Origin of the sequence: Cryobacterium zhongshanensis (assembly GCF_022760445.1) — a bacterium.
Lineage (GTDB): Bacteria > Actinomycetota > Actinomycetes > Actinomycetales > Microbacteriaceae > Cryobacterium > Cryobacterium algoricola.
The window spans coordinates 430,374-443,508 of sequence record NZ_JALGAR010000003.1 but is presented as its reverse complement, the minus strand read 5'-3'; the positions used below and the strand labels follow the sequence as shown (position 1 = coordinate 443,508).

The 13,135-nt window shown below is 68.4% G+C and carries 14 protein-coding genes; 4 read left to right on the top strand and 10 right to left on the bottom strand.

What is annotated here, in order from left to right; translation table 11 throughout:
* Positions 1-6: 6 nt before the first annotated feature.
* Entirely contained in the window at positions 7-3,324 is a 3,318-nt protein-coding gene (locus tag MQH31_RS13670; RefSeq protein WP_243012487.1) for an EAL domain-containing protein, read from the bottom strand.
* Positions 3,325-3,566: 242 nt separating this feature from the next.
* Between MQH31_RS13670 and MQH31_RS13665 the strand changes: the two genes are divergently transcribed.
* Positions 3,567-4,151 (top strand): hypothetical protein, encoded by a 585-nt coding sequence (locus MQH31_RS13665; protein WP_243012486.1) that lies wholly within the window; start codon positions 3,567-3,569, stop codon positions 4,149-4,151.
* Positions 4,148-4,930 carry a PspA/IM30 family protein gene (locus MQH31_RS13660; RefSeq protein ID WP_243012485.1) on the top strand — a complete coding sequence of 261 codons (783 nt, stop codon included), beginning with the start codon at positions 4,148-4,150 and terminating at the stop codon, positions 4,928-4,930. The genes MQH31_RS13665 and MQH31_RS13660 overlap by 4 nt, the downstream gene beginning before the upstream one ends.
* A gap of 22 nt (positions 4,931-4,952) precedes the next feature.
* Here the strand turns inward: MQH31_RS13660 and MQH31_RS13655 are convergent, their stop codons facing one another.
* From MQH31_RS13655 to MQH31_RS13640, 4 genes are all read right to left on the bottom strand, one after another.
* On the bottom strand, positions 4,953-5,852 hold the full coding sequence (locus MQH31_RS13655; RefSeq protein WP_243012484.1) for a hypothetical protein: 900 nt from the start codon (positions 5,850-5,852) through the stop codon (positions 4,953-4,955).
* Between the two features lie 103 nt (positions 5,853-5,955).
* Positions 5,956-6,696 carry a hypothetical protein gene (locus MQH31_RS13650; protein WP_243012483.1) on the bottom strand — a complete coding sequence of 247 codons (741 nt, stop codon included), beginning with the start codon at positions 6,694-6,696 and terminating at the stop codon, positions 5,956-5,958.
* Positions 6,697-6,707: 11 nt separating this feature from the next.
* Positions 6,708-7,169 carry a DUF6114 domain-containing protein gene (locus MQH31_RS13645; RefSeq protein ID WP_241976411.1) on the bottom strand — a complete coding sequence of 154 codons (462 nt, stop codon included), beginning with the start codon at positions 7,167-7,169 and terminating at the stop codon, positions 6,708-6,710.
* A gap of 32 nt (positions 7,170-7,201) precedes the next feature.
* On the bottom strand, positions 7,202-7,798 hold the full coding sequence (locus tag MQH31_RS13640) for a DUF6230 family protein (RefSeq protein WP_134536209.1): 597 nt from the start codon (positions 7,796-7,798) through the stop codon (positions 7,202-7,204).
* Between the two features lie 212 nt (positions 7,799-8,010).
* Here MQH31_RS13640 and MQH31_RS13635 point away from each other — a divergent pair, with 212 nt between their 5' ends.
* The gene (locus MQH31_RS13635; RefSeq protein WP_243012482.1) at positions 8,011-8,622 is read left to right on the top strand and encodes a TetR/AcrR family transcriptional regulator; all 612 of its coding nucleotides are present in this window, start codon (positions 8,011-8,013) and stop codon (positions 8,620-8,622) included.
* A 19-nt stretch (positions 8,623-8,641) separates the two neighbouring features.
* On the opposite strand, the gene MQH31_RS13630 is transcribed toward MQH31_RS13635, so the two are convergent.
* The 3 genes from MQH31_RS13630 to MQH31_RS13620 form a co-directional block, all read right to left on the bottom strand.
* Complete coding sequence (locus tag MQH31_RS13630; RefSeq protein ID WP_243012481.1) at positions 8,642-8,938, bottom strand: PGPGW domain-containing protein; 297 nt, start codon at positions 8,936-8,938, stop codon at positions 8,642-8,644.
* Between the two features lie 79 nt (positions 8,939-9,017).
* Entirely contained in the window at positions 9,018-9,380 is a 363-nt protein-coding gene (locus MQH31_RS13625) for a GntR family transcriptional regulator (protein ID WP_243012480.1), read from the bottom strand.
* Between the two features lie 2 nt (positions 9,381-9,382).
* On the bottom strand, positions 9,383-10,312 hold the full coding sequence (locus MQH31_RS13620; RefSeq protein WP_243012479.1) for a hypothetical protein: 930 nt from the start codon (positions 10,310-10,312) through the stop codon (positions 9,383-9,385).
* A 156-nt stretch (positions 10,313-10,468) separates the two neighbouring features.
* On the opposite strand from MQH31_RS13620, the gene MQH31_RS13615 reads away from it, so the two are divergent.
* Complete coding sequence (locus tag MQH31_RS13615) at positions 10,469-11,167, top strand: NUDIX hydrolase (protein ID WP_243012478.1); 699 nt, start codon at positions 10,469-10,471, stop codon at positions 11,165-11,167.
* Between the two features lie 418 nt (positions 11,168-11,585).
* On the opposite strand, the gene MQH31_RS13610 is transcribed toward MQH31_RS13615, so the two are convergent.
* Positions 11,586-12,440, bottom strand: coding sequence for an LLM class flavin-dependent oxidoreductase (locus MQH31_RS13610; protein WP_243012477.1), 855 nt, complete (start codon positions 12,438-12,440; stop codon positions 11,586-11,588).
* 143 nt (positions 12,441-12,583) lie between these two features.
* Positions 12,584-13,099: a peptide-methionine (S)-S-oxide reductase MsrA gene (msrA, locus tag MQH31_RS13605; RefSeq protein WP_134536222.1), complete on the bottom strand. Its 516-nt coding sequence runs from the start codon at positions 13,097-13,099 to the stop codon at positions 12,584-12,586.
* Positions 13,100-13,135 lie beyond the last annotated feature (36 nt).

The window sequence follows — 13,135 nt, the reverse complement described above, 5'->3', positions numbered from 1 at the left end:
CTCGCGTTACCGGGCCGTCCGGTCCTGTCGTGGCCAGGGCGCCGGACGCCCGAACAGATAGCCCTGCCCGTGCAGCCAACCCTGCGCCAAAAGGGTCTGCGCCTGCGTCTCCGTCTCGATGCCCTCGGCGACACCCGTGAGCTCCAGGTGTGCAACGAGTCCCGCGAGGCCGGCCGCCAGCGCGTCGGCGCCGCGGTTGTCGTCGCCGAGGCCGGCGACGAAGCTCGCGTCGAGCTTGAGGCCCGTGACCGGGAGATCGCGCAGCAGTGAGATGGGGGAGAATCCGGTGCCGAAATCGTCGAGGTGCAGGCCGATGCCGAGATCGCGGACCGCGTCGAGGCTGCCCGTGGTCGAGGGCCGCAGCGACAGCACGGCCGTTTCGGTCACCTCGACTATGAGTCGGGACGGATCGACGCCGTGGGTTCGGAGGGTCGACGTGAAGGTCTCGGCCCAGGACTCGTGGGCCAGATCGACCGCGGACACGTTGACGCTGATCGTCGTCGTACCGTTGGGATCCGCGGCCAGGACAGAACAGACCTGGTCGAGCACGTACCGATCGATTCCGAGGACGAGCCGGGATTCCTCGGCGATCGGGAGGAACTCGGCCGGCGCGAGAAGTCCGCGTCCGGGGTGCTGCCAGCGGACGAGCGCCTCATAGCCCACGGTGGAGCGATCGAGGAGAGCGACGATCGGCTGGTAGTAGACGACGAAATCGCCCTTCTGCAGCGAGATGCGAATCTCGTCTTCGATGGTGAGCCGCTCCATCGCCTGGGAGTGCATCGTGTCGTCGAAGAACTGCCACCGGGCCCTGCCCGACTTCTTGGCCCGGAAGAGAGCGGAGTCGGTGTCCCGAAGGAGACTGGCCGCCGTGGACCCGACTGTTGAGAGGGCGATTCCCATCGACACGGTGGGAATGATCCGGTGGCCGTGGATCGAGAGTTCGGTGCTGAGCGCGGCGGTGATGTTCTCCGCGACACGTTCGACATCCGCGGGCTCGGATGCGTTCGGAACGACGACGACGAATTCATCGCCGCCAAAGCGTCCGACCCGGTCGTGGGGGAGCATGGCTGACGCGATCCGGTCGGCGATCACGGCGAGCACCTCATCGCCGGCGACGTGGCCGAGCGAGTCGTTGACGAGCTTGAAGTTGTCGAGGTCGATGAACAGCACGCCGACGGCCAGTCCCGAATCGCGGGATTCCTCGAGGTCGTGCTCGAGTGCACGGAGGATCCAGTCCCGGTTGTGCATCCCGGTCAGCCGGTCGTTGTGCGCCTGGAACAGCAGTTCCTCGCGGGACTCGTGCTCGGCCGTGACGTCTTCGAGCTGAACGACCAAACGTTCCGGTTCGCCCGAGCTGGTCCGGATCACCGACGCGGTCCGGCGCGCCCAGATGATCGCCCCGTCGGCCCTGACCAGGCGCAGCTCCCTGAAGGGCGTCTGAGCCGGCGTGGCGATCGTGAGCGCGCGCGCCGCGATCACGGTCTCCCGGTCGTCCGGGTGCACCAGCTCGTCTGTGCGCCTGGCGAGAAGCCAGGCTTCATCGCGGATGAGCATGGTGCACAAAGCCTCGTTCACGACCTGGATGCGTCCCTTGAGGTCGCAGAGGATCATGCCCGTCGTCGACGACGTCAGCACGGCCCGGAACAGCTCAACGGACTTCTCGAGGGACTGCCGCGCCATGGTCTCCTCGTGCACGTCGCGCAGGGAGATCACCCGGCCGGTGGTCTGGCCTGCCGCGTCGTGCAGGTCACGTGTCACGGTCGAGACCCAGCGATAGGTGCCGTCGCTGCGCCGAACCCGGAACGGACTATGGCGCCGCACTCCATCGTTCTGTTGGGCGCGGGCTGCCAGCACGCCAGGGATGTCGTCGGGATGCACGAATTCGGCGGACGTCCGGTTCAGCAGGTCAGTGTGTTTCCAGCCCAGCGCCTCCTCAAGGGAGGGCGAAGCCCAGACATACCGGTCGGCGGAGTCGACCATGAGCACGACGTCGGAGGCGTTCTCGGCGAGCAGCCGGTAGCGCTGCTCCGAATCCAGGAGCGCCTGGACGGCGAGGTGCTGCTCCGTCACGTCCCGCCAGATCACGGAAACACGGTCACTGACAGGGGCGGCGTGGAAGTCATACCATCGGTCCGGCCGGTCGCCGTGAGGTGACGTCGCCCGGAAGCCGTCGCGATGACACGGCACGCCCTGCTCGAGGACCTCCGAACAGAGATCGCCGATCGCCCCGGAGATCGCCGCCGGCATGGGTTTGAGCAGCGAGCCGCCGATGATCTGCCCCGCGGGCATCCGGTGGAAGGCGCAGGCCGCCGGATTGGCCTCGTCGACCAGGAAATCGATGATGGTCCCGTGGCTGTTGCGTACCGCCTGAACGAGGACGTATGGGTCGCCGAGACCGTCCAAAGACGCCTGCAAGGTCCTCCGGTCGGTCCGCGCCGACTGCTCGGCTGCCACGAGTGCGCCGATGGCAGTGAAGTCATGGATGGCACCGACGACGGCGCCGTCCGGCGCAAGAGCGGGGCTCGATGACTGGAAGAACCATTGGTCGGACCCGTCCGTGCAGAGCACGCGAATGCGGCCGTGCGCCTTCGCCCCGCGGGCGACCAGGTCGGCGAACGTCGCGGCATCGGCCTGCTGGCCCGTCGGCCAGAGCCAGGACAGTGGGTTCCCGACGAGGGCGTCGCGGGCCCAGCCGATCGCCCGGGCCGTCGAGGGGGAGGCCCAGGACACGAGGCCGTCGAGGTCGGTGCGCAGCACGAAGTCGGTCACGTTGTCGGCGAGGGCGCGGTACCCGGCGAGCACGGTGTTGGTCGCCGTTCTGCCCTCAGCCGTGTCGGTCACCTCGTCCAGAAGGGCGAAGGCGCCCACGGTTGCACCGGCGTCGTCGACGGCCGGTGTCCCCGAGATCCTGAACCAGGCCAGACGAGCCGGGTTGGTGTCATCGCCGGGAACAAAGAGTCCGACCAGGGTTTCTGCTACCGGGGCTCCCGTGCGCATGGCTGACAAAGCCGGCAGATCGTGCAGGGCGATCGGGGCGCCCCACTCATCGATGGGATTCCAATTCTGCGCCTCGGGAGTACGTCCGAGCTGATCGTCCCAGACCAGGTGCAACTGGCTGGTCGCGGTGAGGTTGGCGCCCAGGACCCTTCCATCCGGCGTCCCGTACGCGATAAGGCCGATGCCGGCGGGCACAAGGGGCCGCTGCAGCCGAACGGACGTGGGAGTGTCGGCCGCCCACCGGGTCTCGGAGCCCAGGTCGGGGGTGATGACGGGGACTGGCTCGCCGTCGAACACGGGTTCAGCGCCGTCCGCGGCGCGGGGCACGCCGGTGCGCCTGGGCGACGACGGTATTCGGATGCATGCCGCCCCTGACTGCGGGGCGACGGCCTCGCGATTTCCTGACTTATCCTCGCACACCCTGACCCCCGTTTGGGGACCACGCCCGGGGGAGCAGTCTCGGCAGAATCCGGAGCAGCTACAGACAATTCGAGGGACGCGAGCGTATTTTGTTCGGTGGAACACGGGGTCTCACTCGTGAGAGGAACAAGAAGGGCAAGGTGGCCGGCATGACAGCAGTTGCCGCGGTGATCCTGGCATTGGCATCCATCGTCGTTGTCTCCGTCGGCGCGACGATCGTGGTGGCACGGATGCTATACAAACGCATTCGTCGCAGCCGGGCTGTGGCCGGTGGGGTCCTCCGCACCCGGGCCGCCCTGAGTCGGGGACCGCAGCGCGAGGTCCTCGGATTACGCATCCGGCTGAGGGGCGCTCTCGACAGCGGCCAGGCCGCGGTTGACCTCGCGCTCGGCAGCCATGGGCCACGCGGCGAGCTTCCCCGTCTGCTCCGCCGGATCCAGAGCGAAGGTGCAGCCCTCGACGCACAACTGGTGCTGTTGACGAGTGAGACCGATGCCGTCGTCCTCGCAGCGGAACTTCCGATGGCCAGACGTCGGGTCGACGACGTCGCCGGGCTTGTGCGTCGACTGCGGGCGACCGTCGCCGGTGGGCGCGGGGACCTCACCGACGATGTCCTTCTGGCCCTCCGCGCCGAGGTGGACCGCGAGGTCTCGGCGCTGGAGGCCGGAGTCCAGGAACTGCACGCACTCAACCTGCACGATCACCGCGACACCACGAGAGGGAGCGAATCATGAGCGCCACGTCACGGCTGCGCATTATCTTCCGGAGCAAGACGTCACGCGCCCTCGACCGGTTGGAAGACCCCGGAGAGGCCCTCGACGACAGCTATGAACAGCAAATGAAGATGCTCCAGCAGGTGAGGCAGGGGCTCGCGGAGGTGACGACGGCGAAGAAGCGCATCGAGCTGCAGGGGCAGGAGATGGGCGCCCGGTATCAGAGGCTGGCGGATCAAGCCAGGGAAGCCCTCACCCAGGGCCGCGAGGATCTCGCCAGAACCGCCCTCGAACGTCGGTCCTTCCTCGAAGGGCAGGTTGGGTCCATTCGCGAGCAGTACGCGACCCTGCAGCGGCAGCAGACGCAGCTCCAGGACAACGAGCGGCGCCTCTCCGAACGCGTCGCCGCGTTCCGCACCGAGAAGGAAACGCTCAAGGCCACATACGCCGCCTCCGAAGCCCAAGCCAGGGCGAACGAAGCGGCGGCGGGCATCGGCTCCAACCTGGGCGACGTCGGCGCCAGCCTCGATCGGGCCAAGGACCGGATCGCCCAGATGCAGGCCAGGGCGGCGGCGACCGATGAGCTCCTCGCGAAGGGGGTCCTCTCCGATCTCACCGCGCCGACGGACGCGGATCTCGACCGGCAGTTGTCTGCGGGCGTGATCCAGGCATCCGTCGAGCGGCAACTGCAGGAACTGAAGAGTGCCGGCGCGGCAGCGAGCAAGGGTCACGGAATGACCCCTCAGGGGGCTGGACCTGACGCGTGGCTGAGTATCGGGCAGGGGCCGACCACCCCCTGAGGGAAGCGGCCGGTTCCGGGACTCAGCTCTGGGATTCCCCCGTGCCGAGTGGTTCGCCGGCGCGCCAGTAGTTGAGGCTCAGTGCGACCCCGACGACGAAGAGGGCGGCTCCGATGAGGACGGTGGCCTGGAAGAACGGCTGGTCCTCGAAGGCGAGGGCGATCCAGCACGCCCCGAGGAAACCGCCGCCGAGACCGGCGAACCAGAGGTCGAACCGCCACCGGTACGTCATCCAGCGCCAGAATCCCTGTCCTGCGCCGCCGGCGGCCGCCTCCGGATGGGTCCACACCCAGGCCAGGTAGAACGACTTCTTGATCAGGGAGGCGAGCATGGTCGCGAAGAGGCCGCCCGCGATGACGCCGTAACTGCCGAGGAAAAGCCAGACCGCGGTCGACTGCTCCTCGCGCAACCCGTCCGGCCAGCCGCCGGCCATCATGCTCCGCACAGGCACGGCGATCAGGGCGACCCAGGCCGCCAACGGCAGCAGGAGCCAGAGCGCATGCGCCCAGAGCGCGAGGGGCCGGTAGACCGCGACGTTCGAGCCGCCGCGCATGAACGTCGTCTCCCGGCCGTAGTACGAGCCGCGACTGAGCTGATACCCGGGGAAGAGGAAGCACGCCGCGACGAGCATCATGCAGGCCGGGATGCTGACCAGGAACGAGAGGACGGACATCTCGCGTTCGATGAAGCCGAATTCTGCACGGTACGTGATGGTGTTGTCGTTGAGTGCGGCCAGCGCCTCCCCCTGGATCGTCGCCATCCGGTAGAGCGTGTACCCGAGAAGGGCAACGGCGAGGAGGGCGACGATCGTCCCGACCGCCAGGAGGATGCGCGGCAGTCGGGTGCTCCGAGGCTTTCGTGCGCGCCGGTCGGCATCGGGAACGGCTTTGGCGGGCGGGCGATGGGACGATGTGGAGCTCACGCTGTAGGACCTTCTCGTTCTTAATGTCCGGGCCACGCACGGAAAATTTCGTGCGAAGGTACGAACCCACCCTACTGGGGGCCATCGGGCAACTGCGCCGGTGTCAGCTGACGCTCTGGTGCGGCTGGCTGTACCCGATGGAATCCGCCATGGTCCCGACGAGCCCGAGGGTCACTGCGCCCAGTGCCGGCGGCAGGCCGCCCGAGGGGGGAGTGGCCGGTCCGAAGGCGACACTCGTCCCGTCGGCGAGGGTCGTGGTGATCGAGTCCAGGTAGACCTGCACGTTGCCGTGCAATTCCATCCGCGGAGAACTCGTGACGAGCCCGGAACCGGACGCCGACCGCACGTCGATGACGGCGTCCGTCAGCACGATGTCGTCGGCCACGATCCTGAGCACGGGCACGGAGGTGCCGTCGGCACGCGACACGGTCACGACCGTCACCGAGGTGAGCCCGGTGACAGTCATCGAGGACGCGCCGAGTTTCGCAGCCGAGTCGCCGAAGACGGGCGCGCCCGGGTCCGGCGCGGCGACAACCGCCGCGCTCTGCACGGGCGCAGCCGGAGTCGCGGCGACCACAGCCGGCCCGGTAGCAGGGGTCGCGATGACGGCCGGAGCCGGAGCCGGAACCGGAGCCGGAGTCGCCGGTGCTGTGGGGACCGTCGTGGGGGTCGCATCCGTTACTGCGGATGGAACGGGCGTCGGCGTCGGGGCGGTGCAGTCCACGAGGAGCAGGTCGCACGGCACCGCCTGGTTCGGCGACGGCATCGCCGCCGCACCGATGGACGACAGCGAGAGCACGAGCCACACGCCGACGACACCTGGTCGCGGCGTGCGGCTCCGCACGCGGCCGCGCATCACAGCGCACGTCGCGAACGGGGGCGTTCTTCGAACAGCTCGCCCAGCTGGATCTCGGGCTCCTCGATCTCTCGGTCGACCAGTGCGACGGCGGTCCCCGCCCGGGCCGGCTTCGGCATCCACGCGACGATCAGTATTCCGCCGATCGCGCCCAGGATCATCCCCATGAAGAACCCGCCGAGGTTGACGCCGACGAGCGAATAGATCGAGAACACCAGCGTGATCACCCCGTAGAAGATCCGGTGCGCGGGCATTGCGATTGCGAGGATCCCGAGCAGCACCACGATCACCGGGATGATCATCGCCTGCATGCCTTCGATCCCGACCTGCACGTGGATCGTGCCGACGTCGAGCTGGCCGGAGAAGAACATCTCCACTCCGGCCAGCACGACGAGGATGCCACCGACGAACGGTCTCTGACGGCGCCAGGCAGTGAATGTGGCCCACGTGCTGGTTTTCATCCGGTCTCCTCCGTGGTGACGGGGTGCTTCGATTAGAAGCACTCAGTTCCGTTGGTCAACTGCAGGTGCATGCCGTTCAGGGTGAACACAGAGGCCTGGGTGCTCCAGGCCGTCTGCTGGAGTCCGGCGACCTTGATCGTGTCGGCGTCCTGGGCGAAGTCGCCCGTCGTTCCCTTTGCGGCTGTCTTCACCGCGGCGGCATCCACACCGATGCGGATGTTGCCGAAGGTCGCGTCTCCCTTGAGGTCGGTCATGCCGATCTGCAGGTCGGTGGCGGTGGCCGGCTTGCCACCGCCGCCCGCACCGATGAGCAGGCCGACCTTGCCGAGCGGGGTCACGGCGACAACGGACTGGCAGAGGTCGGCCAGGCTCGCGGTCGCGATGTTCGCGATGGCGACGGGGTGGTACGTGCCCGTCTTGCCTTCCTGGGCGACGCCCCCGTACTGCGAGAAGCCCGTCCCGTCGAGCTGCGATGCGCTGATCTTGAACTGGCCTCCCGACACCGCGAACGAGACGGGTACGGCGCCGTTGGCCACCCCCGCCATGAGAACGGTGGACAGCAGGGCCACGGGAACCGCGGCGAGCACGATCCGTCCGGCGTGGGTGCCGGTGAGCTTGGTCAACTTCATAGATCCTCCTTGATCTGGGCAAACAGTCCGGCAGGCCGTTATTGACTCGCCAACCAATAAGCGCTGTTGACGAGTGTACTAATAGCCCGATTCGGGAAACATCACGGTTTGGCAACGCTTTCCGCGAACTGCTAACCAGGCCTTCAGATGGGTGTGACCGGTTCGAGGGACGCCGCGGACGGCCCGCCGCCGAACGCGGATATGCTCTAACCATGGAAACGGAGCGGCGAACGCGGCTGACTCCGGACGAGCGCCGGGCGCAGCTGGTCGCGCTCGGAGTGAAGTCGCTCGTGGACCAGCCGTTGGAATCGCTCACCATCGACTACCTGTCCGCGCGGGCCGGCGTTTCCCGCGGGCTACTGTTCCATTACTTCACGTCGAAGAAGGGCCTGCACCGCGAAGTGGTGCGCACAGCCCGCGACGCCATGCTGGATGCGACGGAACCGGCCCCCGAACTGCCGCCGCGTGAACGGCTCCGCGACACACTGACCCGGATCGTGCGCTTCGTGCGCGACTACCGCGGAACCTTCTTCTCCCTCGTGCGCGGTGTCGCAAGCGGCGACACGGAGGTGCGCGAGGTGCTCGAGGAGGCTCGGGCATCCCAGGCCGACCGCGTGATCCAGGTCTTCCTGGAACTCGGAGTCGCGGATTCGGAGTTGCTGCGTCTCGCCCTGCGCTCGTGGGTCGGCTTCGCCGAGGACATCCTCGTCGATCTCGCGCTCAATACCGAAATGCCCGCTGAGGAGATCGTCCTGTTCCTGGAGCGGAGCGTCACGGCGATCGCGGCATCCGTCGACCCGCGGCGCACGATCGCGCTCGACTGACGTTCGTCCCGGATCGCGACTAGTCCCGGCGAGCGTCCCTGCGGTCCTGCCGCACCTGGGCGACCTTGGCGGCGCCCTTCCTGGCGAGGCCGTTCGCCCGGCGGCTGACCTTCTTCGCGCCGTCGAACTCGGTGCCGAGCAGCGCGAGGCCGCCGAGACTGATGAGCGCACCGGGACCGGGGAGGGGAATGAGCACGATGCCGAGCACGACGGTTCCCCCGCCGATGACGCCGACGGAGGTGCGGTAGACGCGGTCGACGGTGCGATTGCGGCCGATGAGCTCGCGGGCGGAGTGGGCTACAGTTCTGACCGGCATGCGGCGAGTGTAGCCGACCCGGCTGGGCTGGCGGCAGGCGGGGGAGCCGGTGCCGTGTTCGCCGTGCGTGCGGCGAGTCCTAGGCCGGTTCGGCGTTGAGCGCCCTCGTCACAAGCGCGATCGCGTCGTCGTCGCTGAGTCGCGCGGCCCGCGCTTCCCTGGCGAATGCCGAAGCCGCGCTCTCGACCCGCTGCCGGTCGGAGTGACTTTCGGCGGCAATGAACGTGCCGTGGCGCCCGCGGGTGATCACGACTCCGGCGCGCTCAAGTTCGCGATAGGTTCTCGCCACGGTATTGGGGGCGATGCCCAGGTCGGCCGCGAGCTTCCGCACGGTCGGGAGGCGGGCATCCGTCTGCAGGCCGCCGGTGCGCACGAGCTCCATGATCTGAACGCGCACCTGTTCGAACGGCGGGACCGCCGAGCGGGGGTTGATGACGAGCATGCTCAGCTTGCTGCCGCGGGATCGGCCGGCGATACAGCGAGGTCGGGCCAGAGCCGACGCCGGAAACGGTCCGTTGCGTTTCCGATGCTGAACCAGAGCAGGATCGCCAGATAGCCCCAGTTGAAGATCTGCGGCCCGAGGCCGATGCTCCATGTCGTTCCGCGAAGCGCATCCCAGCCGCCCAGAATGCCGAGGCTGACGGCGCCGGCGGCAAGCCACGCGATGATGGTCTGGAACAGGAGAAGCGAGCGGAAGGTTTCCGCACGGAATGCGTCGTCCCACGCGAGTTCGAGCTCGGTGGTGGCGGGTTGGGTGTGCGTCAGCACCCTGCGGCTCGCCGCGCTGCCCACGAGGAGCACGGCCGAGGCGAGGGCGAGCACGGGAAGAGCGGGGCTGGCCAGGAACGCGCCCAGGTCGACGGTGCCGGTGAGCCCGAGCAGGATGCCCGCGATTGTCAGCACGAATGACAGGAGGACCAGGAGCGGAGCGGCACGCAACCGCCAGGGACTCACATAGTCGCTCAGCGTGACAATCGTCGGCCTCGCCAGACGAGGGGCATCCGCGGGCGGACGGAAGAGCGATTCCCGTAACGAAGCAGCAACGCCCAGGGCAGAGACGCTGATCAGGGTCGCGGGGACGACGACCAGCCAGATGAAAACAGGAGAGGCGAGCGACGGCTGAATCACGAGCACCACGGCGGACACCAGCAGTCCGAAGAGACCACCGACGAATGCTGCGGTATTCCTGGCCCGGAGCCGTGTGCGAATGGCGCGTGCGATGTCATCGCTCTGCACCGGAAGGCCGGCTTTCTGCCAGAACTGGAGGAAGGCACGATCCCGAGACCGTTCGGTCCGGGCGTAGAGCAGCGAGCCGAGGGCCAGGAGCGCAAGCGCACCCAGGCAGATCCAGGTGAAGATGAGCTCGAATGACATGCTGCCCCCGTTGATCGTACGTCCCCTCAATGTAGCAGTACAAAGCCGGGTGGGCGCGCGGCGCAGGTGTGGCGCGGCGGGTATTCGATCGACGTTCGAGCACCCGCTCACTGAGAGTGCTGGCACGTCCCAGACGGGCTGGCTTTGTAGGCTTGCATGATGCTGCCTACGACGAACGACCCTCGACGTCAGCTCGCGGCCCTGTGCGAGCGCGGCCTGGACTGGCACACGGGAGCGACCCGTTCCCTGCCGGATTCGGCGCAGGCCAGGCACGCTGCCGTGCTCGTCCTCTTCGGGGTGCTCGACTCGTCTATTGCGCAACCCGCGAGAACCGGGCGGGCTCGGGAGCAGGTTCCACGCGACCTCGACGTCTTGCTGCTGCGCCGGGCGGCAACGCTCGGGAGTCACCCGGGTCAGATCGCCTTCCCGGGTGGGCGGCTCGAAGCGACCGACGCCGGCCCGATCGCGGCGGCGCTGCGGGAGGCCGTGGAGGAGACCGGTCTCGACCCGGAAGGTCTCGAACCGCTCGGTACCCTGCCTGCCCTGCCCGTTCCGGTGAGCAACCACCTGGTGACGCCGGTGCCCGCGTGGTGGACACGGGAGTCGGAGGTGGCCGCCGTCGATCACCTCGAGACAGTCGACGTCTTCCGGGTTCCCGTCGCAGACCTGCTCGATCCCGCCAACCGGGTGAGCACGGCACACGAGGTCGGGGGAGACATCTACCGGTCGCCGGCCTTCACGGTCGACGGGCGGCTGATCTGGGGCTTCACAGCGATCGTGCTCTCGCGGATGTTCGACGAACTCGGCTGGGCAGACCCCTGGGATGCGTCCAGGACCGTCCGTCCTGACCTCTGACGGCGGCGCCCACCCCGCGCCCCGGCCGGGCCCGCGTCCGCGCAATCGGTGGCTAATTCAGGAGATCTGTGGGGCTCGGACGGATTGGCCGCTCTGGTACACGGGACCGCCTGGGTCCGGCGGGCGAATCTCCTGAGTTAGCCACGGGCCGACCCGCTGACGCTGGGCTGGCGGCCCGAACGGCTACTGCTATTCGGCCTGGATTCTCCTGGCGTCGGAGCCATCGGCAGGGATCCGGAGCACCCCGTTGTGCGCCATCGGTGGCTAACTCAGGAAGACTGCCGGCAGTCGGGCCGGCGGCCGCGGAATCCTGGGGGTGCCGGACCGGGTTGCATCAGGTCTTCCTGAGTTAGCCACCGCGCTGCGGTGAGCAGGGCCGGTGTCCGTGGAACCGGATCGACAGGCGTGGCGGCGGCGGTCAGTGACGGGCGGCGGCCACGAGGGCGTTGGTGGCCGGGGCCACTTCGGCCCCGATCCTGCGGATCTCATTCGCGTCGTCGCTCGCCACGATGAAGGTGTCGAACCCGTAGTCGAGCGCGAGCTCCGCGAGGTACTCGGGCCGGGCATCCGCCAGGCTCACGTTCAGCAGCCGGCGGATGCTGGATGGTTCCCGCCCGGAGGCGATGGCGGCCGCGTCGATGCGGGCGTTTCCCTCGCCGAGCGCGGCCAGGGAGTCGAAGCGCCCGAGGGAGGGCAGCCAGCCGTCGGCTGCCGTGCCGACGAGACGCAGCATGCGCGGTTTGTAGGCCCCGAGCCAGATCGGGATCGGGTGGGCCGGTGTCGGCCCGCGCCGGGCGCCGACCAGCCGGTAGTACTCGCCGTCGCGATAGATGGCGCCGTGGGTGTCGGTGTCCCAGATGTCCCTGATCACGCCGATCGCCTCCGCGAGGGCAGAGACTGCCTCACCGGGCGTGCGACGTTCCTCGCCCATGGACACGATCGCGTCCCAGAATCCACCGGTGCCGAGGCCCAGGGCCACCCGGCCGCCGGTGAGGAGGTCGAGCGACGCGGCCGAGCGTGCGAGCACTGCCGGTGGCCGCAACGGCAGGTTGTGCACGTCACCGGCCAGCTGCACGCGCTCGGTGCGCGCCCCGACCCAGGACAGCAGGGTCCAGGTGTCGAGGAATTTGGGCTGGTAGGGATGGTCCTGGAAGGTGACGAGGTCGAGCCCGGCCCGTTCGGTGGCCACGGCCAGGGCCACGGTCGACGCGGGATCCGCGGCGGACGGGGTCACGAAGGTTCCGAACGAGAGCGTGGTGCCGTAGTCGGTCATGGGGCTCGCATCCACTCCGAATGTGCCGGCCTGGTGTCGGGTGCCGGCCTGGTGCAGAGGGGCGCGTGTCCCCGGCGATCGAGTCGCCGGGGACACGCGGACAGGCGTCAGACGACGGATGTCTCCGCGCGGGCGGACAGGCGTCAGACGACGGATGTCTCCGTGCGGGCGGGCAGGCGCCAACCCGGCCGGACGTAGTGGCAGGTGTACCCGGCCGGGTACTTCTCCAGGTAGTCCTGGTGCTCGTCCTCGGCCTCCCAGAAGTCACCCGCCGGTTCGACCTCGGTGACGACCTTGCCCGGCCAGAGACCGGAGGCGTCAACGTCGGCGATCGTGTCGCGGGCGACCCGTTCCTGCTCGGGCGTCGTGTAGTAGATCGCCGAGCGGTAGCTGCGACCGACGTCGTTGCCCTGCCGGTTCTTGGTCGACGGGTCGTGGATCTGGAAGAAGAATTCCAGCACCTCGCGGTAGCTGATCACCGCGGGATCGAAGACGATCTCGACGGATTCGGCGTGGTCGCCGTGGTTGCGGTACGTGGCATTCGGGGTGTCGCCACCCGAGTAGCCGACCCGCGAGGAGATGATTCCGGGGCGCCGGCGCAGCAACTGCTGTGCTCCCCAGAAACACCCTCCGGCCAGGATCGCTCGTTCTGTAGTCATGATTCCTCCACATCCGTTGGGGTGACCGTGGGCGGC